Origin of the sequence: Vibrio sp. 10N.247.310.23 (assembly GCF_041467155.1) — a bacterium.
GTDB classification, from domain to species: Bacteria; Pseudomonadota; Gammaproteobacteria; order Enterobacterales; family Vibrionaceae; genus Vibrio; species Vibrio crassostreae_C.
In genome coordinates, this window is the sequence record NZ_JBFSTZ010000014.1 from 111,700 (window position 1) to 136,195 (window position 24,496).

Genomic DNA, 24,496 nt, shown 5'->3' on the forward strand with positions numbered 1-24,496 from the left:
AACTTCAAAGGGTTACTTACTGACATCACAATCTGTTTTGTAAATTGGAAGTATCTCACTTATAGTGGAGGTACGACCAGTCAAGGTGACGGTGTTTCTGATATGAACATGGAATGTTGTTATGAATAAGCAACTCGCAAAAATATATAAACCCAACATTGTAAAATTTGCTCTTAATATTTGGCCTCCCTTTTGGGGAGCGGGTATTCGAATAGCCCACATTAGCACTGACTTTAGGGTTGTTAAGACAGTACTTAAGCTACGCTGGTGGAATAAGAACGCCAATCGTACTCAATATGGCGGCAGTATCTTTTCTCTTACCGATCCCGTTTACTCATTGATGTTAATGGGAATTTTAGGTGAACGATATTATGTTTGGGATAAAGAAGCGAGCATTAACTTCATCAAGCCGGGGCAATCGGACTTGTATGCAGATTTTGAGATAAGGCAAGGGCAGCTTGACGATATCTATCGTCAGACGCAACTCGGTGAAAAGTGTTTCCCCGAATTTATTATTCACGTGAAAGATAAGCAGGGTAATGTGGTTTCAGAAATTCAACGCACCCTCTATGTAAGAAAGAAGCCGCAATTTAGAGATGATGATGAAGCATTAGAGGCTGAGTGCTAATTAATAGATTTTAAATAGCAAAAAACCTCCTATAAGGAGGTTTTTTCATATCTACATAATGGTTATTAACTGTAACAATTAACAACCACTAGAGAATTAGTCTTCTAGCTCTGCTAGGCACATCTCTTCGTGGATTTGTTTAACCCAGTTAGATACGCGCTCATCAGTTAGCTCAGGTTGACGGTCTTCATCGATACATAGACCAACGAATTGGCTGTCATCGCCTTCAACTAAACCTTTCGATGCTTCGAATTCGTAGCCTTCAGTTGATGTGTGACCTAGGATAGTACCGCCTTTCGCTTCAACGATGTCACGGATAGTACCCATAGCATCACAGAAGTATTCTGCGTAATCTTCTTGGTCGCCACAACCAAAGATAGCAACAAGCTTAGTTGAGAAATCAATAGCTTCTAGCTCTGGGAAAAAGTCATCCCAATCACATTGTGCTTCGCCGTAGTACCACGTAGGGATACCAAGCAGCAGTAGATCGAAGTTATCGATATCTTCTTTGCTGCTTTTTGCAATGTCTTGAACGTGAACGAGCTGTTTGCTCAATTGCTTTTGAATCATCTTAGCAACAGCTTCAGTGTTACCTGTATCGCTACCAAAGAAGAGACCTACACTTGCCATAGAATCATTACCTTTCATTTTGTCTGTTGTCGGTGTAATAAAGTTCGGAAGAGAATCGTTAGATCCCAGTTCCTTCCCAGCTTAGTTGGATTATCCCTTTGGCGATAAAACCCGCACAGCCAAGGAAAAGTACTAACCATACGATGCGACGACCAAATGGAGGAACATTTCCCTGCTTGAGAACGTCCTTAATTGCCATACCGATTAAAAAGAAAATCGCGGCAAACAGGAGATCTAAACCAACAGATTCGATGATGTTCATGTAGTCGTAAAGCATGGGAACCTTATATACCAATTTTGCTTGGGCGCACTATATCACTGTTGTGAGATAAAGTTAATCTGCAGTAATTACACAGCTCTCATTTATCTGCACGAAAAAGCGCAGTTAAGCGATGAATTTTCTAATTGCTCTAAGTACTTCTGCTGGTTTTTCAGCATGCAGCCAGTGACCTGTGTTGGCAATGACATGCGCTTTTGCGTTAGAAAATTGCTGCTGAACGGCTGCTTGATGTTCTGCGGTTAGGTAATCTGAATCCCCACCTTTAATGAGCAAGGTTTTGACCGAGGTTTTCTCGATCGGTTCCCAACCAATAATATGTGGGTAGTTGCTCAATAACGAAGCAACATTGAAGCGCCATTCCATGATGCCTTGCTCTGTTTTGAACAAAGATTTGGTTAAAAACTGGCGAACGCCATCGATCTCGATATGTTTTGCGAGAACCTTGAGTGCATCTGAGCGTGAAGTCGGCTCTTCTTCTATCACGGCTTGCAGGCCTGCGAATACGTTGTCGTGGCGACTCTGAGTGTACGCGACCGGAGCCATATCCAAGACAATCAATTTATGCAGCGCAAGATGTTGTGTCAGTGCCATCGCTACTTTGCCACCCATCGAGTGACCAATCACAGTGACGTCTTCTGACTTAAGATCATGCAGCAGTTGAGCCACGTCTTGTGCCATCGCTTGATAGTTATGAGTGTCACTATGGAAGGATTGACCGTGGTTGCGGAGATCGATACTAAGTACCTGATGATCGGCTTTTAGATCCCTAGCGAGCAAGCCAAGGTTGTCCAGATTACCGAATAATCCATGGATCAAAACAATGGTGTGACCCTCACCTTCAATTTTATAGTTGAGCTGTACTGACATTTTTATCTTATTCATGGTGGGTTTGACGTAGAGTATCCGCGCGGATCTCGCTATAATCCCCCAGAGTTTAAACATTGAGATTGTGAAAAGCGAATGAAAACAATTGAGGTTGATGAGGACCTATACCGTTTTATTGCGGGTCAGACAGAACGTATTGGCGAAAGCGCTTCAGATATTCTGCGCCGCTTGTTACAGGTTGATAGCCAAGGCATGGCTCCGATCGAAGAGATCGTTGAGCCAAAAGGTATCGTTGTTAGCAAAGAGGTAGGCTTTACTCCAGAGAAGTTCGATGGCGTTAAAGAAATGCGCTCACTACTAATATCAGATGAGTTTGCATCACTAAAGAAAGCCATTGATCGTTTCATGCTTGTGTTATCAACACTGCATAAAATCGACCCTTTAAGCTTTTCAGAAGCAACTCAAGTAAAAGGCCGTAAGCGCGTTTACTTTGCAGATAACGAAGCGACGTTGCTAGCAAACGGCAACACGACTAAGCCTAAAGCTATTCCACAAAGTCCTTTTTGGGTTATTACTAATAACAATACAAGCCGAAAAAGACAGATGGTTGAGCAGCTTATGAGCCGCATGAATTTCCAAGCAGAATTGATAGAAAAAGTAACAGGTTCAATTTAACGAAATCTGATTTAAACCTCATAATATCCATGGATAAGAAGATATTATGAGGTTTTTTTGTTTTAAAATTTTATATATAAGGATGTCGAAAAATGGCTATGCACCCTCGTGCTGGGCAGAAAGCTCAGCAGGAAGATCTTCATAATATCCCGGCTTTAGTTGCTAACTATTTCTTACAGCAACCGGATGCTACGAACCCAGATCATAAAGTACTTTTCGGTACTTCAGGTCACCGCGGTACAGCAGACAAATCAACATTTAACGAAAACCACATTCTAGCAATTGCACAAGCGGTTGCTGAAGTTCGTGCCGAGCAAGGTACAACTGGCCCTCTTTTCTTAGGTAAAGATACTCACGCTCTATCTGAGCCTGCGTTCTCTACGGTTATCGAAGTGCTTGTAGCGAACGGTGTTGAAGTTATTATTCAAGAAAACAACGGCTTTACTCCAACACCTGGTATCTCGCACGCGATTCTTACGCACAACCTAGTGAATGACAAAAAAGCCGACGGCATTGTTATCACGCCTTCACATAACCCACCTCAAGACGGCGGTATTAAATACAACCCGACACACGGTGGCCCAGCTGAAGCTGAACTGACTCAAGCGATTGAAGACCGTGCGAACGTGATCATTGCTGAGCAAATGCAAGGTGTTAAGCGTACGCCTATCGCACAGGCTAAACAGTCTGAGCTAGTAAAAGAAGTTGACCTAGTCGCGCCATACGTCGCTGATTTGGTTAACGTCGTGGATATGGAAGCGATCCAGAAAGCAAACATCAAGATTGGTGTTGATCCACTGGGTGGCAGCGGTATTGATTACTGGCGTCAAATTGGTAAAGCGTACAATCTAGATCTTACTCTGGTAAGTGAAGCGGTTGACCCTTCATTCCAATTCATGTCTCTAGATAAAGATGGCGTAGTTCGTATGGACTGTTCTTCTCCATACGCAATGGCAGGCTTACTGGCGCTTAAAGACGAGTACGCTCTAGCATTTGGTAACGACCCAGATTACGATCGCCACGGTATCGTGACACCTAAAGGTTTGATGAATCCAAACCACTTCTTAGCGGTTTGTATTGATTACCTATACCGTAACCGTGAAGGTTGGGGTAAAGACGTTGCTGTTGGTAAGACACTAGTATCAAGTGCATTAATCGATCGCGTAGTTTCTGACTTAGGTCGCGAACTTTGTGAAGTGCCAGTTGGTTTCAAATGGTTCGTTGATGGCTTATACAACGGCCAGTTTGGTTTTGGTGGCGAAGAGAGCGCAGGTGCTTCTTTCCTACGTAAAGACGGTACGCCTTGGTCAACAGATAAAGACGGCCTGATTCTTTGCTTGCTTGCGGCTGAGATCACAGCAGTGACAGGTAAGAACCCACAAGAATACTACGAAGAACTTGCCGCTAAACACGGTGAATCTAAGTACAACCGTATTCAAGCGGTAGCAAATGGTGCACAGAAAGACGTGCTGAAGAAACTATCTCCAGAGATGGTTTCTGCTGAGACGTTGGCTGGTGATGCAATTACTGCACGCTTAACACACGCTCCAGGTAACGGTGCTGCGATTGGTGGCTTGAAAGTGACAACTGAGAACGGCTGGTTTGCTGCGCGTCCATCAGGCACTGAAGACATCTACAAGATCTACTGTGAAAGCTTTAAGGGTGAAGAGCACCTGAAAGCAATCGAAGCAGAAGCTCAAGAGATTGTTAACCAAGTATTTGCAGCCGCTGGCCTATAATCGAATCTCGATTACTAGAGTTGCTAAGTAAATAGAAGAAGGGTTGATGTGAAAGCATCAACCCTTTTTGTTTGTGTTAGTTACGTATAAGCGGGAAAAGGTAACTGAGTTAGCTCAGACGACTAACCGTGTGGCCAACTTTGTGGCATCACAAACCAGAATTGCCCCGACTTTGTTTGCCCATGGACGAAGCGATCACCGAACTCGGTGATCGGCTGACTGCTGAAATCATCCGTCCCTGCTGCCCATTGCTCTTTGGTGAGTGGATACAGTGGTTCACTGATTAAATGAGCCTGATCTTGATAGCACCAAAAGCCGTTTACTTGGCTTGGGTTAATGTCATAGCCCAAGCATTTTGTCGGTATGTTTTGCTCTAAGAAAGGGTTTGTATACAGACGACCTTGCATCAGTAAGTGTTTTGAGTCGACATCGATTTCTGGATATTGCTCAACAAAGGCGGCAGAAGAGGACATTTCGAGTTGGTGGCTGAGCATCCTGTCGAGTTTCTTATCCAATTGGTCGTGAGAGTTGGGTCCAAACCATGTTTGTTCGTGGAGCAGATAAAACTTAATCGCCACTTCCCAATGTTCCAGCTTTTGGCTGCTCTCTTCTTTAAGAATAAAGTCGATTGCACCGAGAGTTCTGCCTTCCACATTGATCTGAATCTCGTCGTGCTTTATCGAGTAATTCGGTGAGGCAGCGATCACTTGCTCGCATAGATATTGGTAGAGGAAACCTAATCTAGGATTACCCTCATAAGTATGTGATGAGTCGATGGCATGGTTGCTAGAGAATGCACTGAGATCCGAAACCGGTGGCTTGATTTCTAGTAATGGCGGTGAGTCGATGACCCATTGGTAAAAACGTTGCAGTGCTGTCATCTCTTCCTCATAAACTCATCGTGGGGCTTTCGACATTCTACCCGTAAATTGATATAACGACGTTATTATAAAGGTAAGCTGGAAAGAAAAATGATTAACTTACAATTAGAAAAGCTACTTAACGAAAAACTGCAGCCACAGCAGATTAAAGATTACTGTCCTAATGGTCTTCAAGTTGAAGGCGCGACAGAAGTGAAGCGAATCGTTACTGGTGTAACAGCTTCTCAAGCCTTGATTGATAAAGCGGTAGAACTGAACGCAGACGCTTTGTTAGTCCATCACGGCTTTTTCTGGAAAGGCGAGTCAGAAGCGATTCGTGGCATGAAGGGCAAGCGCATTCGTACCTTGATTAAAAATGACATCAATCTTTTAGGTTATCACTTGCCGCTTGATATCCACCCTGAGCTTGGTAATAACGCGAAACTGGCGGAGTTACTTGAGATAGAAGTCGAAGGCGGTTTGGAAGGGCACCCACAATCGGTTGCTATGTTTGGTAAATTAAAAACACCAATGACAGGTACTGAATTCGCAGCAAAAATCGATCAAGCTCTAAATCGTAAACCACTGCATATCGCTCCAGAAAACCAAGACAAAATGATAACGACCGTCGGTTGGTGTACTGGTGGTGGTCAAGACTACATTGAACTTGCAGCCTCTCAAGGTATCGACGCATTTATCTCTGGTGAAATTTCTGAGCGCACAACTTACTCGGCCCGCGAGCAAGACATCCATTATTTTGCTGCAGGTCACCATGCGACAGAACGCTACGGCGTGAAGGCAGTAGGTGAGTGGTTAGCAAAAGAGCACTGCTTGGATGTTGAGTTTATCGATATCGATAACCCAGTTTAAGAGCAGATGCGAGATAAGGGGTACGAGTCGAGTGTATGCGTCGTTCTCTAGAATTGAGCAGGTAACCTGTATAGTTTATCTGCTCGCTTAAGGAGATCCCCAACTCATTCGTCCCTCGTTCTTGGGGATGACGATATTATTTTATTCGTTCACTTCGCATTCTTGAGGATGACGAAGTTGAGAGCGTACAAAAGAAAAGGGGTTGATGTTCTCACATCAACCCCTTTTAACATTATGATTTATAGCAACTATTCACGTTCGTGAAGTGCTTTAAAGTCACGTTGTTCTTCACCAGTATATAGCTGACGAGGACGACCGATACGGTTCGTCGGATCGCTGTGCATTTCGTTCCAGTGAGCAATCCAACCGATGGTACGAGACATCGCGAAGATTACTGTAAACATAGATACTGGAATACCGATTGCTTTCAGAATGATACCTGAGTAGAAATCTACGTTCGGGTATAGCTTCTTAGAAACAAAGTACTCATCAGAAAGAGCGATACGCTCAAGTTCCATCGCTACGTCTAGTAGTGGATCTTGGATGTTTAGCTCTTTAAGCACTTCGTGACACGCTTCGCGCATTACTGTTGCACGTGGGTCGTAGTTCTTGTAAACACGGTGACCGAAGCCCATCAAACGGAATGGGTCATCTTTGTCTTTTGCTTTCGCAACGTATTCTTCAATGTTATCTACGCTACCGATCTCTTCAAGCATGCGCAGACAAGCTTCGTTTGCACCGCCGTGAGCTGGGCCCCAAAGTGATGCGATACCTGCTGCGATACACGCAAACGGGTTAGCACCAGATGAACCAGCAAGACGCACTGTAGACGTAGAAGCGTTCTGTTCGTGGTCAGCATGTAGAGTGAAAATCTTATCCATTGCACGAGCAACGATAGGGTTCACTTCATACTCTTCACATGGGTTTGCAAACATCATGTGTAAGAAGTTTTCTGCGTAGCCTAGGTCGTTACGTGGGTAGATAAACGGCTGACCGATTGAATATTTGTAACACATTGCAGCCAGTGTTGGCATTTTTGAAATCAGGCGGTATGCCGCAATTTCACGGTGTGTATCGTTGTTGACATCAAGTGAGTCGTGGTAGAACGCCGCTAGAGCGCCTACAACACCACACATTACAGCCATAGGGTGAGCGTCACGACGGAAGCCGTGGAAGAAACTAGCGATTTGCTCGTGCACCATAGTGTGACGTGTCACGGTAGTCTTGAACTTTTCGTACTCAGCTCGAGATGGGGCTTCACCGTAAAGAAGTATGTAACATACTTCTAAGTAATCAGCGTTATTGGCAAGTTGGTCGATTGGATAACCACGATGTAAAAGAATGCCTTTTCCACCGTCAATAAAAGTGATTTGAGACTCACAGGATGCAGTGGCAAGAAAACCAGGGTCAAAAGTGAAAAAACCATTAGAACCTAGTGTACGAACATCGATCACTGGAGTACCAAGTACACCTTCTGTAATCGGCAGCTCGATTGGCGCTTGACCTTCAATGTGAAGGGTAGCTTTCTTATCCGCCATAACAATCTCCTTTGTTTATTATTTAATCCGTCCAGGATGTTTATGTGCCATTTTTTTACTGGTCTTACGTGGGAAAGTCAATTTTTCTGAAGCTTTGTGTGCACTTGTTAGTGTTTTTTACATTAAATTCGTTAAAAATCTGGTCTGTGTAGCATTATTTGTTACATCAATTGTATTAGAATGTTGCCAGTCGTATAGTGACGCTGAAAAGTTTGGTTAAAACCTTATAAATGCAAGGCTAAGAAGAAATGTGAGGTGTCTTTCTTAATCGAGCAGTTAACAATTATTTTACAATTATCTAAGGCTCAACTTCAGTTATTTGTTAAGTTAATGTTAAATTTTGAAGGTTTACAATCAAATTTTGTCCATAACAATATCATAAGGTTATTTAATGACCATAATGCTCAATGGAGCTGAGTGAGCAAGCCCGTGAAAGAAAGAAAGACAAGACCTGTTAATTTAGATTTACAGACCATCCACTTTCCAATCACAGCAATAGCTTCCATCCTACACCGTGTGTCTGGGGTGATAACTTTTGTCGCGATTGGAATTCTGCTTTGGTTACTATCCATTTCCCTCTCATCCCCAGTAGGCTTTGCCGAAGCTAGCGACATTGTCGATGGTTTCTTCGTGAAGTTTATTCTGTGGGGCATTTTAACCGCTTTGGCTTACCACATTGCTGGTGGTATTCGTCACCTTCTTATGGACCTTGGTCACTTTGAAGAGCTGGAATCTGGCGCTAAGAGCGCTAAGGTTGCATTCGCAGCAACAGCGGTATTGTCTCTACTAGCGGGGATCTTAGTATGGTAAACAACGTTTCTACTTTTGGTCGTAATGGTGTCCACGATTATCTATTGATTCGTGCAACTGCCATCATTATGACGCTTTACACTATCTACCTAGTTAGCTTCTGTGCTTTCTCTGGTGATATCTCTTACGCATCTTGGACGCAATTCTTTGGTGGAACCTTCACTAAAGTCTTCACCATGTTAGCGCTTACTTCTGTTTTGGTTCACGCGTGGATCGGCCTATGGCAAGTACTAACTGACTACATCAAATGCGCAAAACTGCGTGTTGGTCTTCAAGTCGGTGTTGTTGCAGTTCTTCTTGGATATTTCTTCTCTGGTCTGTTTATTTTGTGGGGTGCGTAAGTGACTATTCCTGTTCGTGAGTTTGATGCCGTAGTTATCGGCGCTGGTGGTGCAGGTATGCGTGCCGCACTGCAAATTTCTGAGCAAGGCCTTTCTTGTGCATTGCTTTCTAAAGTTTTCCCTACTCGTTCTCATACGGTTTCAGCGCAAGGCGGCATCACTGTTGCTCTTGGTAACGCGCATGAAGACCATTGGGAACAACATATGTATGACACAGTAAAAGGTTCTGATTACATCGGTGACCAAGACGCTATCGAATACATGTGTAAAAACGGTCCTGAGTCGGTAATCGAACTCGAAAAAATGGGCCTACCTTTCTCTCGTTTTGAGAACGGTACTATTTACCAGCGTCCTTTCGGTGGTCAATCTAAAAACTTTGGTGGTGAGCAAGCGGCTCGTACCGCAGCTGCAGCCGACCGTACTGGTCACGCTCTGCTTCACACGCTTTACCAACAAAACATTAAACACAAAACGACTGTTTTCTCTGAGTGGTATGCACTGGATCTTGTTAAGAACGAAGATGGTGCAATCTTAGGTACTACTGCGCTTTGCATGGAAACCGGTGAGGTTTGCTACTTCAAAGCGAAGGCAACAATCCTTGCTACCGGAGGTGCTGGTCGTATCTACGCATCAACAACCAATGCACATATTAATACTGGTGACGGTGTTGGTATGGCGATTCGTGCTGGCGTTCCTATGCAAGACATCGAAATGTGGCAGTTCCACCCAACGGGTATCGCTGGTGCAGGTGTATTGGTAACGGAAGGTTGTCGTGGTGAAGGTGGTTACCTTCTCAATAAAGACGGCGAACGCTTCATGGAACGTTACGCACCAAACGCTAAAGACTTAGCGGGTCGTGATGTTGTTGCTCGTTCAATGATGGTTGAAATTCGTGAAGGTCGCGGTTGCGATGGCCCTTGGGGTCCACACATCAAGCTTAAGCTTGATCATCTAGGTAAAGAGACACTTGAATCTCGTCTTCCTGGTGTATGTGAACTTTCTCGTACCTTTGCTCACGTTGATCCAGTGAAAGAGCCAATCCCAGTAATCCCTACATGTCACTACATGATGGGTGGTGTTCCAACACAAGTTTCTGGTCAAGCTATTAAGCAAACCGAAGACGGCAACGATGTTGAAATCCAAGGTCTCTTTGCTTGTGGTGAAATCGCATCAGTATCAGTACATGGTGCCAACCGTCTAGGTGGTAACTCACTGCTTGATTTGGTGGTATTTGGTCGTGCGACAGGTCTACACCTAGGTGAGACACTGAAGAAGCAAGACGAAGCGAAACCTGCAACTGAAGCTGACATTGAGCGTTCACTAGAGCGTTACAACCGTTGGGAAAACAGCACAGACGGCGAAGATCCAGCGCAAATCCGTAAAGATCTTCAGCAATGTATGCAGAACAACTTCTCAGTATTCCGTGAAGGCAAAGCAATGGCTGAAGGCCTAGAAGAGCTAAAAGCGATTCGCGAGCGTCTGAAAAATGCACACTTATCTGATAAGTCTACAGAGTTCAACACTCAACGTATCGAGTGTCTAGAGCTTGAAAACTTGATGGAAACGGCATTCGCAACGGCTGTTGCTGCAAATTTCCGTACAGAGAGCCGTGGCGCACACGCTCGATTCGATTTCCCTGACCGTGATGATGAGCAATGGCTATGCCACTCACTTTACAACCCAGAGTCAGAGAGCATGACTAAGCGTGGTGTAAACATGGAACCTATCCATCGTGAAGCGTTCCCACCAAAAGCACGTACGTACTAAGGAGATATGACCATGAAACTGAATTTCTCTTTATATCGTTACAATCCAGATGTCGACCAGAAACCTTATATGAAGGAATACACTCTAGAAGTGGATGAAGGTTCAGACATGATGCTTTTGGATGCGCTTATTCTGTTGAAAGAGCAAGATCCAACAATCTCATTCCGTCGCTCATGCCGTGAAGGTGTATGTGGCTCGGATGGTTTGAACATGAACGGTAAAAATGGCCTAGCGTGTATCACGCCATTGTCTGCGCTTTCGGGCCAAGACAAGATTGTGATTCGCCCACTGCCTGGCTTACCCGTTGTTCGTGACCTGATTGTAGACATGACTCAGTTCTACGATAACTACGAAAAAGTGAAGCCATTCTTAGTGTCTGATGGCAATGTGCCACCGGCTCGTGAAAACTTACAAAGCCCTGATGAGCGTGCTCATTTAGATGGATTGTACGAATGTATCATGTGTGCATGTTGTACAACGTCATGCCCATCATTCTGGTGGAACCCTGACAAATTCATCGGACCAGCAGGCCTGCTTGCAGCGTACCGTTGGCTAATTGATAGCCGAGATACAGCGACAGACGAACGTTTGTCCGATCTTGATGATGCATTTAGCGTTTTTCGTTGCCATGGCATCATGAATTGTGTAAGTGTTTGTCCTAAGGGATTAAATCCGACGAAAGCTATTGGTCACATCAAGACCATGCTAGTGAATCGTTCGGTTTAAGTTATATAAAAATTGCCGCCCTAGAAGTTTTGGGGCGGCCTTTTAATAGCTCGGCATAGACCGCAGCAAACGTGAAAACTACTGGTTAAGGGAAAATATGCACAACGGCGTGATGAAGGCATGGCTCGAGTCTTCACACTTGGCTGGCGCCAATGCAACGTACGTAGAAGAACTCTATGAACTGTATCTAAGTGACCCAGATTCGGTAAGTGACGAATGGAGAAGTGTTTTTGAAGAACTGCCTGTGCAAGCTTCAGAGACAGTGGAACAACCACACTCTCGTGTTCGTGAATACTTCCGTCGACTCGCTCAAGAAACAAAGCATTACAGTGTCCAAGTTAGTGATCCAGATGTCGATGCGAAACAAGTAAAGGTTCTGCAACTTATTAATGCCTATCGATTCCGAGGGCATCAAGCAGCAAATCTAGACCCCCTAGGTTTATGGAAAAGAGCGACAGTTGATGAACTGGACCCTTCTTTCCACACTCTTACCGAAGATGACCTCAATGAGACGTTCAACGTCGGCTCTTACGCCATTGGCCAAGAGACGATGGTGCTTAAAGATCTCTACAAATCTCTAAAGCAAACGTATTGTGGCTCTATTGGTGCTGAATACATGCACATGACAAATACAGAGCAAAAGCGTTGGATCCAACAACGTTTAGAGTCCGTATCTGGTCAACCCTCTTTCAACAAAGAAGAAAAGCAAGCTTTCCTAGAAGAGCTAACTGCTGCTGAAGGTCTTGAGCGCTATCTTGGTGCGAAATTCCCAGGCGCAAAACGCTTCTCGTTGGAAGGTGGTGATGCTCTTATCCCAATGACGAAAGAAATTATTCGTCATGCTGGCGGACAAGGCATGCGTGAAGTTGTTGTTGGTATGGCTCACCGTGGTCGTCTAAACATGTTGGTCAACGTGCTTGGTAAAAAGCCACAAGACCTGTTTGACGAGTTTGCGGGCAAGCACGATGACACGTGGGGTACTGGTGATGTGAAATACCACCAAGGCTTCTCTGCGGACTTCGCAACGCCAGGCGGCAACGTTCACTTAGCACTAGCATTTAACCCATCTCACTTAGAAATCGTAAACCCGGTAGTTATCGGTTCAGTACGTGCACGTCAAGATCGCCTTGGTGATAATGATGGTAGCCGTGTACTTCCAATTACTATCCACGGTGACTCAGCTATCGCTGGTCAGGGTGTAGTACAAGAGACGTTTAACATGTCTCAAGCTCGTGGTTTCTGTGTAGGTGGTACGGTTCGTATCGTTGTAAACAACCAAGTTGGTTTTACAACGTCTAACCCTCGCGATACACGCTCTACGATGTACTGTACCGATATCGCGAAGATGGTTCAGGCTCCGATTTTCCACGTTAACTCTGATGATCCAGAAGCGGTTGCGTTTGTTGCGCGTCTTGCATTGGATTACCGTAATACGTTTAAGCGTGATGTTGTTATTGATTTGGTTTGTTACCGTCGCCACGGTCACAATGAAGCCGATGAGCCGAATGCAACACAGCCTTTGATGTACCAAAAAATCAAGAAGCACCCAACACCACGTAAGCTTTACGCTGACGTGCTAATGGAGCGCGGTGAGTTTGGTATTGATACAGCAACTCAGCTAGTTAACGAATATCGTGATGCACTTGATCACGGTGAAGTTGTGGTTAAAGAGTGGCGTCCAATGGCACTTCACTCAGTAGACTGGTCTCCTTACCTAGGTCACGACTGGAACATCGAGTGGGATAACAAGATTGATATCGAGCGCCTGAAAGAGCTTGGTACCAAACTTTGTCAATACCCGGACAGCCACAAGCTGCAAAGCCGAGTAAATAAACTGTACAACGATCGTACTGCCATGGTGAATGGTGAGAAACAAGTCGATTGGGGTATGGCTGAAACTCTGGCATACGCAACACTTGTTGACGACGGTAAGCGTATTCGTATCTCAGGCCAAGATTCAGGTCGTGGTACGTTCTTCCACCGTCACTCAGTACTGCACAATCAATCAGATGCAAGCACGTATGTTCCTCTTGCGAACATTCATGATAAACAAGGGCCATTCCAAGTGTTTGACTCTGTGTTATCTGAAGAAGCGGTACTCGCATTTGAGTATGGTTACGCGACAGCAGAGCCAAGCGGTCTAACCCTTTGGGAAGCTCAATTTGGTGACTTCGCAAACGGTGCACAAGTTGTTATCGACCAATTCATTTCATCAGGTGAGCAAAAGTGGGCACGTCTATGTGGTCTAACTATGCTGCTTCCTCACGGTTATGAAGGCCAAGGCCCGGAGCACTCTTCTGCACGTCTTGAGCGTTACCTTCAGTTATGTGCTGAACAAAACATGCAGGTTGTTGTTCCTTCAACACCAGCTCAGGTTTACCACATGATTCGCCGTCAGGTTGTTCGACCAATGCGTCGTCCACTGATTGTAATGTCACCTAAGTCATTGCTTCGTCACCCTCTGTGTACTTCTTCTCTTGAAGATTTGGCAGAAGGCACGTTCCAACCAGCTATCGCAGAAATTGATGATCTGGCTCCTGAGAACGTAAAACGCGTCGTGTTCTGTTCAGGTAAGGTTTACTTTGACCTGCTTGACCAAAGACGTAAGAACGAGCAAGACGATGTCGCTATTGTACGTATTGAGCAACTTTACCCGTTCCCTTATGAGGACGTGAGAGCTGCCATCGCACAGTACACAAATGTAGTCGATTACGTTTGGTGTCAAGAAGAGCCACAAAACCAAGGTGCTTGGTACAGTAGCCAACATAATTTCCGAGCTGCTATCCCAGTAGGTGCTGATATTCAATACGCAGGTCGTCCTGCATCAGCATCACCAGCTGTTGGCTATATGTCAGTACACTTGAAACAACAAAAAGCGTTAGTTGACGACGCTTTGACCCTACTTAAGAACTAGAAGTAAAAGGAAAATACGCACATGACAATTGAAATTCTGGTTCCAGATTTACCTGAATCTGTGGCTGATGCAACAGTTGCTACTTGGCACAAAAAACCGGGCGAAGCGGTTGCACGTGATGAAGTCATTGTAGATATCGAAACAGATAAAGTAGTTCTAGAAGTACCGGCTCCTGAAGCGGGTGTTCTGGAAGCTATCATCGAAGAAGAGGGTGCTACGGTACTTTCTAAGCAGCTTTTGGCTAAAATCAAGCCGGGTGCTGTCGCTGGTGAACCAACGAAAGACACCACTGAAGATACAGAAGCATCTCCTGATAAGCGCCATAAAGCTGCGCTAACAGAAGAGAACAACGACGCACTAAGCCCAGCTGTTCGTCGCCTGCTTGCTGAGCACAACCTACAACCAGCTGACGTTAAAGGCACTGGTGTTGGTGGTCGTATTACTCGTGAAGACATCGACGCACACCTAGCAGCAGCGAAAGCGGCTCCGGCAGCAGCATCTGCACCAGCAGTTGAAGCGCCAGCAGCGGCTCGCAGCCAAAAACGCGTGCCTATGACTCGCCTGCGTAAGACAGTTGCAAACCGTCTTCTAGAAGCGAAAAACAGCACAGCAATGCTGACTACTTTCAACGAAGTGAACATGAAGCCAATCATGGACCTTCGTAAGCAGTACAAAGACCAATTCGAGAAACGTCACGATACGCGTCTTGGCTTCATGTCTTTCTACGTGAAAGCAGTAACAGAAGCACTGAAGCGTTTCCCAGAAGTGAACGCTTCTATTGATGGTACAGATATCGTTTACCACAACTACTTCGACATCAGCATGGCGGTATCTACGCCACGTGGTCTAGTGACTCCAGTACTCAAAGACTGTGACACACTAGGTTTCGCTGATATCGAAAAAGGCATCAAAGAGCTAGCAATCAAAGGTCGTGACGGCAAGCTAACGGTTGATGAACTGATGGGCGGCAACTTCACTATCACAAACGGTGGTGTATTTGGTTCTCTAATGTCTACGCCAATCATCAACCCGCCTCAAGCGGCAATTTTGGGTATGCACAAAATCCAAGACCGTCCAATGGCTGTTGATGGCAAGGTAGAGATTCTACCAATGATGTACCTAGCGCTTTCTTACGACCACCGTCTAATCGATGGCCGTGAATCAGTTGGCTTCCTAGTGACCATCAAAGAGCTTCTAGAAGATCCTGCACGTCTGCTATTAGACGTTTAGTATCGCTAAAACGTCTAGTTAACCCCGTTAGCTAGACGTAAAAAGTTTCAAAGGCTAGGCTGCTCAACGTCTGGCCTTCAATTGAACTGTAAAGCCATTAGAAAATGGACAGCAGTTGTTTTGAGAAGACCCTACAGACGTAACACAGGAAACTGTGTCGTTATGGAAATAATAATCCCTTAAGGGAAAATAAACGGAATATCAAAATGAATTTGCATGAATACCAAGCCAAACAGCTGTTTGCAGAATTCGGTTTGCCTGTACCAGAAGGTTTCGCATGTGATACTGCACAAGAAGCTTTCGAAGCTGCAGGTCGTATCAGTACAGCCAAGAAAGTCGTTAAGTGTCAAGTACACGCTGGTGGCCGCGGTAAAGCGGGCGGCGTAGAGCTACATGACACCAAAGAAGGCGTTAAAGAGTTTGCACAAAAGTGGCTAGGTAAAAACCTAGTGACTTACCAAACAGACGCTAATGGTCAGCCTGTAACTAAGATCCTAGTTGAAGAAGCATCAAACATTGCTAACGAACTTTACCTAGGTGCTGTTGTTGACCGCGCAACGCGTAAAATTGTATTCATGGCGTCAACTGAAGGCGGTGTGGACATTGAGAAAATCGCTGAAGAAACTCCAGAGTTGATTCACCAATCAGCGATCGATCCTCTAGTAGGCCCTCAAGCTTACCAAGGCCGTGAACTGGCGTTCAAACTTGGTCTAGTTGGCGATCAAATCAAACAGTTCGTTAAGATCTTCATGGGTCTTGGCCAAATGTTCTCTCAGTACGACCTAGCTCTACTAGAAATCAACCCGCTTGTAATTACTGGCGAAGGCAACCTGCTTTGTCTAGACGGCAAGATCAACATCGACTCAAACGCGATGTACCGTCAGCCTAAACTTCGTGAAATGCACGATCCATCTCAAGAAGATGAGCGCGAAGCACACGCAGCACAGTGGGAACTGAACTACGTAGCACTAGATGGCAACGTTGGCTGTATGGTTAACGGTGCAGGCCTTGCGATGGGTACGATGGATATCGTAAACCTACACGGCGGCAAGCCAGCAAACTTCCTTGATGTAGGCGGCGGCGCGACTAAAGAGCGTGTAGCTGAAGCATTCAAGATCATCCTTTCTGATGACAATGTTAAAGCAGTACTCGTAAACATTTTCGGTGGCATCGTTCGTTGTGACATGATCGCTGAAGGTATTATCGGTGCAGTTAAAGAAGTCGGCGTAACAGTTCCTGTAGTTGTTCGTCTAGAAGGTACAAACGCAGACCTAGGTCGCGAAGTACTTGCTAATTCTGATGTTGATATCATTGCAGCTGAATCTCTAACAGATGCTGCTCAGAAAGTTGTTGCTGCTGCGGAGGCTAAATAATGTCTGTATTAATTAACAAAGACACTAAAGTAATCTGTCAGGGTTTCACTGGCGGTCAAGGTACATTCCACTCAGACCAAGCTATCGCATACGGTACGCAAATGGTTGGTGGTGTTTCACCTGGTAAAGGTGGTCAAACTCACCTAGGCCTTCCAGTATTCAACACAGTACGTGAAGCGGTAGAAGTAACTGGCGCAACAGCAACAGTTATCTACGTACCAGCTCCTTTCTGTAAAGATGCAATCCTAGAAGCGATTGATGCAGGTATCGAACTGATCGTAACGATCACTGAAGGTATCCCTACAACAGATATGATCGACGTTAAAGTGAAGCTAGAAGAAACTGGCGTTCGCATGATCGGTCCTAACTGTCCAGGTCTTATCACTCCAGACGAGTGTAAGATTGGTATCATGCCTGGTCACATCCACAAGAAGGGTAAAGTAGGCATCGTATCTCGCAGCGGTACTCTGACGTACGAAGCAGTTAAGCAAACAACAGATGAAGGCTTTGGTCAGTCTACATGTGTTGGTATCGGTGGTGACCCTATCCCAGGTTCAAACTTCATTGATATCCTAAAACTTTTCCAAGAAGACCCAGAAACTGAAGCAATCGTAATGATTGGTGAAATCGGTGGTACTGCGGAAGAAGAAGCGGCTGAGTTCATCAAAGCAAACGTAACTAAGCCAGTTGTATCTTACATCGCTGGTGTTACTGCTCCTCCGGGCAAGCGTATGGGCCACGCAGGCGCAATCATCTCTGGCGGTAAAGGTACTGCTGAAGATAAATTCGCAGCACTAGAAGCAGCAGGCGTTAAGACTGTTAAGTCTCTTGCTGACATCGGTAAAGGCCTACGTGAAATCACGGGTTGGTAATCAGCTGGCTTTTATCGATTGAGATAGAAGTTAATTGAAACGATATTAAAAAGGCTTGGTCACTGACCAAGCCTTTTTTTATGTTTTCGAGATACGAGATCGTACTGCTAAGTGCTAAGCTCGACTTCTAACCATTTGAGATAGCATAAACATTGCTGCCGCACTGATAACCACAGACGGGCCAGCAGGCGTATCATAGAACCAAGACAAGCTTAATCCACCGAATACAGCGATAGAGCCAATAATTGATGCAAGGAAGGCCATCTGCTCAGGTGTGCTCGAGAACTTCCTTGCCGTTGCTGCAGGAATAATCAGTAGCGATGTCATGATTAACGCACCAACAAACTTCATACCGACAGCAATCACGATACCGACCAATAGCATCAGAATCAGACGCATTAAATCAATGTTGATGCCATCAACCGCCGCGAGATCTTCGTTAACCGTCGTTGATAGTAGTGGTCGCCAAAAGATAGCAAGTACTAATCCAATCACAGCAGCACCCGCATAGATGAACACTAAATCCGTTGGAGATACTGCCAGCAAGTCACCAAATAGGTAGCTCATTAGGTCAACACGAACGTTATCTAAGAAACTGACAGCAACCAAACCAAGTGATAGCGCACTGTGCGCCAAAATACCGAGTAGGGTATCGGTCGCGACCAGCTTTTGTTTTTGTAAAGTCACTAGCAACACGGCCAGCATCAAACAACAAATCAGCAGCGCGAAATACAAGTTAATGTTGAACAGAAAGCCAAGTGCTAAGCCCATCAAAGAAGCGTGAGCAAGCGTGTCACCAAAGTAAGCCATCTTACGCCACACCACGAATGAACCTAGTGGGCCTGCAATTAGTGCAATACCCAAACCCGCCAAAATAGAGGGAAGAAGAAACTCAAGCATTAGTGATGTCCATGTTTATGGTTTGAACATTCATGCACGTCGCCTTCGACAGGCTGGCCTGCAAGATCATGATGGTGATGTTCGTGTTGGTGATGATAAAACGCTAGCGTCTCTTGGGTCGCGGTGCCAAAGAGCGCAATATACGAAGGGTGGTGTTTGATGTCTGCAGGTGCGCCTGAGCAACAGATATGATGGTGCAAACAGATAACATCGTCTGTTTTTGCCATCACTAAATGCAGGTCATGTGAAACCATAAATACGGCACAACCAAAGCGGTGACGAATGGTGTCAATCAGGTCATACAGGTCTATTTGCCCTTGTACATCAACGCCTTGAGCAGGTTCATCAAGAACCAGTAGATCTGGTCTTCTTAGCAATGAACGAGCAATTAGCACACGTTGGTTTTCACCGCCAGATAGCTGGTGCATGTTACTCTTTTGCAGATGTTCAGCGCCAACAAGCTTCAATGCTTCAAGGCTCTCTTGCTGACTGAACTTGCCAGTGAGCTTTAGAAAACGTTCTACATTAAGCGGTAGTGAATCATTAAGCTTTAATTTTTGTGGTACATAGCCAATTTTCAGTTTTTTAGCTTTTGTTATTGTGCCTGAAAATTTGGTTTGTAAACCCAGTACCACTTTTACTAATGTCGACTTTCCTGCACCGTTTGGCCCAATGAGGGTGGTGATTCTGCCGCGCTCTATATTTAGAGAGATGTTGTCTAGAACTTTTCGACCGTCAAATTCGACGCTCACAGAATCTAGTTGGATTAAGTTATCCATGAATAGAACTCATTTGCAATCCGCTAATGTTATAATGTAACATTTACCTCAAGCCTAAGCTACTTTTCTATTATCGAGGGATTATGTCACGTTCATCTTTTATACTTGCCACTTTGCTTTTAGCGCCAAGTGTCGCAAGTGCCAATACTATTCTAACAAGCTTTAAACCAATTCAAATGATTGTGACGGAATTAACGCAGGGCGTTAGTGAACCGGATGTGCTAATGAACAGCAATGCTTCGCCGCACGATTATGCGCTTAAGCCATCTGATGTCAAAAAAGTTCACAGTGCCGATATGGTTATCTGGTTTGGCCCTGACCTAGAAGCCTTTTTGACTAAGGTGATTGGTTCAAAAGAAAATGTTATCAAGATCAGTGATATTCCCGGAATCAACTTGCGAGAGTTCGGACACGAAGAGCATGACCACGATGCACATGAAGGGCACCACCACGGTAGCCATGACCCGCATTTTTGGTTAGGTATCGAGCAAGTTGAAGTAGCTGCAAAATACATCTCAGCTAAGTTGATTGAATCTGATCCAGACAACGCAATGGCGTACCAAGAGAATCTCGATTCATTCCTGATTGCATTGAAAGAGAAGCAACAGTCTATTCGAGAGCAACTTGCACCCGTGAAAGACAAAGGTTACTACGTTTTTCATGACGCGTATGGTTACTTTGAGCAAGAGTTTGAGCTAAATAACTTAGGTCACTTTACGGTGAGCCCAGAGCGTAAGCCGGGTGCAAAAAGCCTGATCGCTATTAAGAAAACGATAGTACGTGAAAACGTTCAATGTGTGTTTTCTGAGCCTCAATTCACTCCTGCTGTGATTGAATCAGTGACGCGCGGAAGTAACGCAAAACAAGGTCAGCTTGACCCTATCGGTTCAACAGTTGAAGTGAAGAGTGGAAGCTATTTCGATTTTCTTCAGCAACTTACAGATAGCTATACAAGTTGCTTAGACGAGAAGTAAGTCATAAACGAGTATTCTTTACTCTACTTTGCTCTCGTTAATTTATGAATCATGCCGCTTTTTGCGGCATTTTCGTGACCGCTAAGATAAAACCTCCTAACAAATAACAAACCTCCTTTCTCCTTTTCTAATTTCCGCTAAAATGGAAAGATAATAATAAGCACAAAAAAACTCAGTTTTTGGTTTAGCAACGATAAGACGTTGTGGTACCCAAAATTTCATGTGTTGTTGCTGTTCAGGATTAAGAGTTGTATCGAATTATCTTCAAAATGTTCATGTTAATGAGCATTTCATTTAGCGTTCTAGCGGTAAATACCTCGCCCTCCGTTTTCTATCCTTTGCCCGCTCAAGCGCAAGGGAATTTCCTTGCGGCTAAAAACTTGTATTTAGGTGCCGGAGGTGGGCTCTGGGTTCATGATGTGCATGGAAAAGTACTCTTTTACGATGGTCGAACTCTATTCCCTCGCAAGGGAAGCTTACTGCAATTTTCTTCGGAAAGAGTCGCCTTTCTGAACGATGAGTTTTGGACATTTTTCGACAATGAGGTCTATCGACATAACCCTGGAATTGGCAACGAATTGGCGTTTAGCCTAAGTCCCGGCGCTGAAATAGCGAATATCGGTGCATCAGGCGATTATATTTGGGTTACTGACGGCAGTAATTTCTATACCTACAACACTCAATCTTTAGAATTCAACACCTACTCTCTACTTAAACTGTACCGATACAATAACAGCAGTGACATTGCGATTAACGACGCTGAGTGGGTACTATCAAAGTGGGTGCTAGCGACCAGTTCTGGCGTTTACCTTTCAGAGAATCAAGAGTTTACCCATGTCACCGCATCAGACAAAAACCATATTGAGACGGTTTATTTTTCGAATGCTCGACGTGAGTTAGTGATCGGTACTTTAAATGGTGCTGTGATTGTTGATCTCGCGAACCCAGACAAAGAGACCATCGTTAAAGGGTCGCATGTTCTCTCGTTGGCCGAAACTTCGGACCAGTATTGGATTGGTACAGAGTACGGCCTTATTAGCTACAACTTTATTACGGGACAAATTACTCGATTCGAACAAGCCGCTAGTCAAGACTTCTCGTTACCGGGTGAGAAAATATATTCGTTGATAAACGATCATGCTGGTGGTATGTGGGTTGCGACAAACAACGGTATCCGATACTTCTCACTGTTCAGCAAAACCTTCTCGAGAACACCCCTAACTGGAATGGGCATGCATTCGAGTAGTGTGGTGATCAATAAAGTACTGCCTGTCAGTGACCAGTTATCTTGGGTCGCGTCTTCAATGGGGCTCTACTTGGTTGATTCTGAAAGTGAAGAGAACCCAATTCGTGTTTACTCTAACCCTGTTAATGATTTTGAGATCTTTGGCTCTTCCATTTGGTTGGCGACCGAGCAAGGTATCATCAGTCTAAATACGGAAACACTACAACCCGAAGCCCTTGATTTACCAAGGCCAATTGAGGGAGTGCGTGTTGAAAACCTTGCGCTTCAAGCCGATAACGTTCTTTGGATGACCTCTGGGCAAAACCTCTATTCGTTATCTATCGAAACCATGAAACTGACGAGTTATGGCACTGACTGGTTAGTCGACAAGTTCTTGCCTGCGAAGATCACCGCTCTCAATGTAGGCTTGCTAGGTCGCATCTATATAGGAACGGATCATGGCTTCTACTCGTTCATTGATAAACGAATTAGCTTTAGTCGTTCCAGCGAACGGTTTGGCAAAGTCGTCGATATTGAAAAAGCGAAGGATGGAGCGCAGTGGTTTGCGAGCAGTTATGGCGTGTATCGAATCCCGGATGACAGCTCTATTATTCAAGAAATCACTCTTGTTGAAGACAATATTAGCCCCAACTGCCTGATAAGCGATGACAATGGTGTTTGGTTAGGCTCTTCGAAAGGCATCAGTTATTACGGATTGGATGGGCAACTGCATAAACACATAGGTTCGCCATTTGGTTTGATCACCAATGAACTGGCGGCAGGAGCGTGTGCTCTTTTTTACAGTCAAGATAGCCAACCTTCGAGGCTTGTTTTCGGCTCAAAGTATGGTGTAGTCAGCGCGTTATCTAACGAGTTACTGGTATCAACTACACCTCATAGCCGTGCCTTGTTGAGTAAGATAAGTGTCGACCAACAAACGGTATCACTTGGCGGGAAAACGGCAGAGCTGGATGAGATTCCTTATGGTTCATCGATGGGGTTTAAGCTAGGTATCTTACCAGCAACGTTCGCACCTGCGATGGAATACCGACTGAGCGACGATGAACCTTGGAGTGAGTTTGAAGGGGGCTTGTTAACGCTCGATCATCTTCTTCCAGGGGATTACACACTTGAAGTGAAGCCGGTTAAAGACTCCCATTATCGCTTTGTGTCAACCAATCAAAGCTTCTCGATTGCGGAGCCTTGGTATCTGACCAATTGGGCTGCAGCAAGCTCTCTGATATTACTGATTGGCGTTGTGACTATCTTAGTCTTTTGGCGTTCGCGTTATGTCACTTTTGCCAACCGGCACTTAAAAGCGCAAGTTGCACTGAAGACAGACCAATTGAGGCACCAAAGCCGGATATTACTCGCCACTAATCAACAGCTTAAAAAGCAGCTATCCGTGAAGAATGCGCTTGTGTCTCACACTGCCAATGAACTCTCTTCTGAAGTGAATCATATTGCTGCGATGCTCCCGAATTGGAATGACGAGCTCGGGAAGTCGCCGATTCTAACCTTGAAAAATGGCTTAGCTCAATTGAGTAATATGCCTCAAGGAGAAGGGCAAGTTTGTTACGATATAATTTTAATCTTAGAGGTGGTACTCAAAGCTTGGCAGGATGACTTAACCAAAGCCGGTATTGAACTGGATATTAAAGTCGAAACAAAACAACGATATGTCTCGTTGCTGTATTTTAATCTCGATATTATCTTCAATAGCTTGGTCGGGAGCATCATCAAGAGAAACTTTAAGTCGCAGAGTATGGTGGTTCTGGTTGAAGAGGTTAAGGAGCATCTTGTTGTAACCATTCGAGATCATGGCATGCCTTTCCCTAAACTGGCATCAAGCATGGGTGACAATACCGGAAAGTCGACCGACCTTAACATCGAAAAGCTGCCGCTATTGATGAATCAGAGCGGTGGCGAGCTTAATGCCTTTGTTTCGGAGTCTCAAAATAAGGTTCAGCTTTCGTGGCCAATTGAGTATCAAGTACTCGACAATCTCGAAGCCAGCACAATTGAACAGATTGAAACCATTAAGCTTGCCGCCTCAACACCAGAGCAACAAAAACTGACAGCGGAACAAGAGTGGAAGAACAGAGTGTCGCAGCTTGTGAGTGAAAACTACGCTGATGCCGAGTTCAGTACTGCAACTGCCGCTAAGTATTTGTTTATGTCTGAGAGAAGCTTACAGAGACGCTTTAAATCGGCTTACAACAAGACCTTCAAAGAGCACTTGAATGAAGTACGTCTAGAGCATGCGTGTGAGCGCTTACTCGCTGGAGAGAAGATCTCTGATGTGGCGTTTGATTCGGGGTTCAATGACCCTTCCTATTTCAGTCAAAGGTTTAAGCACCACTTTGGCATGTCACCATCTAAGTTTGCTGAAAACAACGAAGAGTAGCACGCAGCGGATACTCAGCTAGAACATAAATAAAGATACTTTAGCCTCGACATTCGTGTTGGGGCTTTCTTATGCTTCTACGAGATACGAGATACGAGATACGAGATACGAGATACGAGATACGAGATACGAG

Annotated in this window: 21 protein-coding genes; 14 read left to right on the forward strand and 7 right to left on the reverse strand. The window is 44.9% G+C overall.

Features of this window, described 5'->3' with window-relative positions; translation table 11 throughout:
• Nucleotides 1-121: 121 nt before the first annotated feature.
• Nucleotides 122-628 (forward strand): DUF4442 domain-containing protein, encoded by a 507-nt coding sequence (locus AB6D93_RS12820; RefSeq protein ID WP_017061955.1) that lies wholly within the window; start codon nucleotides 122-124, stop codon nucleotides 626-628.
• 96 nt (nucleotides 629-724) lie between these two features.
• Here the strand turns inward: AB6D93_RS12820 and fldA are convergent, their stop codons facing one another.
• The 3 genes from fldA to AB6D93_RS12835 all read right to left on the reverse strand — a co-directional run bounded on the left by fldA (nucleotide 725) and on the right by AB6D93_RS12835 (nucleotide 2,405).
• Nucleotides 725-1,258 (reverse strand): flavodoxin FldA, encoded by a 534-nt coding sequence (gene fldA / locus AB6D93_RS12825; RefSeq protein ID WP_010436745.1) that lies wholly within the window; start codon nucleotides 1,256-1,258, stop codon nucleotides 725-727.
• 58 nt (nucleotides 1,259-1,316) lie between these two features.
• Nucleotides 1,317-1,535 (reverse strand): DUF2788 domain-containing protein, encoded by a 219-nt coding sequence (locus tag AB6D93_RS12830; protein WP_004737900.1) that lies wholly within the window; start codon nucleotides 1,533-1,535, stop codon nucleotides 1,317-1,319.
• A 108-nt stretch (nucleotides 1,536-1,643) separates the two neighbouring features.
• Nucleotides 1,644-2,405 carry an alpha/beta fold hydrolase gene (locus tag AB6D93_RS12835; protein ID WP_017061954.1) on the reverse strand — a complete coding sequence of 254 codons (762 nt, stop codon included), beginning with the start codon at nucleotides 2,403-2,405 and terminating at the stop codon, nucleotides 1,644-1,646.
• A gap of 93 nt (nucleotides 2,406-2,498) precedes the next feature.
• Between AB6D93_RS12835 and seqA the strand changes: the two genes are divergently transcribed.
• Together seqA and pgm are read left to right on the forward strand one after the other, a co-directional pair.
• On the forward strand, nucleotides 2,499-3,038 hold the full coding sequence (gene seqA / locus AB6D93_RS12840) for a replication initiation negative regulator SeqA (RefSeq protein WP_017061953.1): 540 nt from the start codon (nucleotides 2,499-2,501) through the stop codon (nucleotides 3,036-3,038).
• A 92-nt stretch (nucleotides 3,039-3,130) separates the two neighbouring features.
• On the forward strand, nucleotides 3,131-4,777 hold the full coding sequence (gene pgm / locus AB6D93_RS12845; RefSeq protein ID WP_017061952.1) for a phosphoglucomutase (alpha-D-glucose-1,6-bisphosphate-dependent): 1,647 nt from the start codon (nucleotides 3,131-3,133) through the stop codon (nucleotides 4,775-4,777).
• 122 nt (nucleotides 4,778-4,899) lie between these two features.
• On the opposite strand, the gene AB6D93_RS12850 is transcribed toward pgm, so the two are convergent.
• Nucleotides 4,900-5,658, reverse strand: a complete 759-nt coding sequence (locus AB6D93_RS12850; RefSeq protein ID WP_017061951.1) for a DUF1853 family protein — start codon at nucleotides 5,656-5,658, stop codon at nucleotides 4,900-4,902.
• 90 nt (nucleotides 5,659-5,748) lie between these two features.
• On the opposite strand from AB6D93_RS12850, the gene AB6D93_RS12855 reads away from it, so the two are divergent.
• Complete coding sequence (locus AB6D93_RS12855; RefSeq protein WP_102332540.1) at nucleotides 5,749-6,507, forward strand: Nif3-like dinuclear metal center hexameric protein; 759 nt, start codon at nucleotides 5,749-5,751, stop codon at nucleotides 6,505-6,507.
• Between the two features lie 248 nt (nucleotides 6,508-6,755).
• On the opposite strand, the gene AB6D93_RS12860 is transcribed toward AB6D93_RS12855, so the two are convergent.
• Nucleotides 6,756-8,045 carry a citrate synthase gene (locus AB6D93_RS12860; protein ID WP_017061949.1) on the reverse strand — a complete coding sequence of 430 codons (1,290 nt, stop codon included), beginning with the start codon at nucleotides 8,043-8,045 and terminating at the stop codon, nucleotides 6,756-6,758.
• Between the two features lie 417 nt (nucleotides 8,046-8,462).
• On the opposite strand from AB6D93_RS12860, the gene sdhC reads away from it, so the two are divergent.
• The 8 genes from sdhC (at nucleotide 8,463) to sucD (ending at nucleotide 18,078) form a co-directional block, all read left to right on the forward strand.
• On the forward strand, nucleotides 8,463-8,855 hold the full coding sequence (sdhC, locus tag AB6D93_RS12865) for a succinate dehydrogenase cytochrome b556 subunit (protein ID WP_017061948.1): 393 nt from the start codon (nucleotides 8,463-8,465) through the stop codon (nucleotides 8,853-8,855).
• Entirely contained in the window at nucleotides 8,849-9,196 is a 348-nt protein-coding gene (sdhD, locus tag AB6D93_RS12870) for a succinate dehydrogenase, hydrophobic membrane anchor protein (RefSeq protein WP_010436768.1), read from the forward strand. Before sdhC ends, sdhD begins: the two co-directional genes overlap by 7 nt.
• A complete protein-coding gene (sdhA, locus tag AB6D93_RS12875) occupies nucleotides 9,197-10,963 on the forward strand; it encodes a succinate dehydrogenase flavoprotein subunit (RefSeq protein ID WP_017061947.1) in 1,767 nt (588 codons plus the stop codon).
• A gap of 12 nt (nucleotides 10,964-10,975) precedes the next feature.
• On the forward strand, nucleotides 10,976-11,689 hold the full coding sequence (locus AB6D93_RS12880; RefSeq protein ID WP_010436773.1) for a succinate dehydrogenase iron-sulfur subunit: 714 nt from the start codon (nucleotides 10,976-10,978) through the stop codon (nucleotides 11,687-11,689).
• 97 nt (nucleotides 11,690-11,786) lie between these two features.
• Entirely contained in the window at nucleotides 11,787-14,603 is a 2,817-nt protein-coding gene (sucA, locus tag AB6D93_RS12885; protein ID WP_017061946.1) for a 2-oxoglutarate dehydrogenase E1 component, read from the forward strand.
• A gap of 21 nt (nucleotides 14,604-14,624) precedes the next feature.
• The gene (gene odhB, locus AB6D93_RS12890; protein ID WP_017056410.1) at nucleotides 14,625-15,833 is read left to right on the forward strand and encodes a 2-oxoglutarate dehydrogenase complex dihydrolipoyllysine-residue succinyltransferase; all 1,209 of its coding nucleotides are present in this window, start codon (nucleotides 14,625-14,627) and stop codon (nucleotides 15,831-15,833) included.
• A 206-nt stretch (nucleotides 15,834-16,039) separates the two neighbouring features.
• Nucleotides 16,040-17,206 (forward strand): ADP-forming succinate--CoA ligase subunit beta, encoded by a 1,167-nt coding sequence (gene sucC, locus AB6D93_RS12895; protein ID WP_010436793.1) that lies wholly within the window; start codon nucleotides 16,040-16,042, stop codon nucleotides 17,204-17,206.
• Nucleotides 17,206-18,078 carry a succinate--CoA ligase subunit alpha gene (gene sucD, locus AB6D93_RS12900; protein ID WP_004734209.1) on the forward strand — a complete coding sequence of 291 codons (873 nt, stop codon included), beginning with the start codon at nucleotides 17,206-17,208 and terminating at the stop codon, nucleotides 18,076-18,078. The genes sucC and sucD overlap by 1 nt, the downstream gene beginning before the upstream one ends.
• 114 nt (nucleotides 18,079-18,192) lie before the next feature.
• Here sucD and znuB read toward each other — a convergent pair whose 3' ends face one another.
• Both znuB and znuC read right to left on the reverse strand, forming a co-directional pair.
• Nucleotides 18,193-18,978, reverse strand: a complete 786-nt coding sequence (gene znuB / locus AB6D93_RS12905; RefSeq protein WP_017061944.1) for a zinc ABC transporter permease subunit ZnuB — start codon at nucleotides 18,976-18,978, stop codon at nucleotides 18,193-18,195.
• Entirely contained in the window at nucleotides 18,978-19,757 is a 780-nt protein-coding gene (gene znuC / locus AB6D93_RS12910) for a zinc ABC transporter ATP-binding protein ZnuC (RefSeq protein WP_102332539.1), read from the reverse strand. The genes znuB and znuC overlap by 1 nt, the downstream gene beginning before the upstream one ends.
• Nucleotides 19,758-19,840: 83 nt before the next feature.
• On the opposite strand from znuC, the gene znuA reads away from it, so the two are divergent.
• A complete protein-coding gene (gene znuA / locus AB6D93_RS12915; RefSeq protein WP_017067380.1) occupies nucleotides 19,841-20,731 on the forward strand; it encodes a zinc ABC transporter substrate-binding protein ZnuA in 891 nt (296 codons plus the stop codon).
• Between the two features lie 269 nt (nucleotides 20,732-21,000).
• A complete protein-coding gene (locus AB6D93_RS12920) occupies nucleotides 21,001-24,363 on the forward strand; it encodes a helix-turn-helix domain-containing protein (RefSeq protein WP_240799505.1) in 3,363 nt (1,120 codons plus the stop codon).
• Nucleotides 24,364-24,496 lie beyond the last annotated feature (133 nt).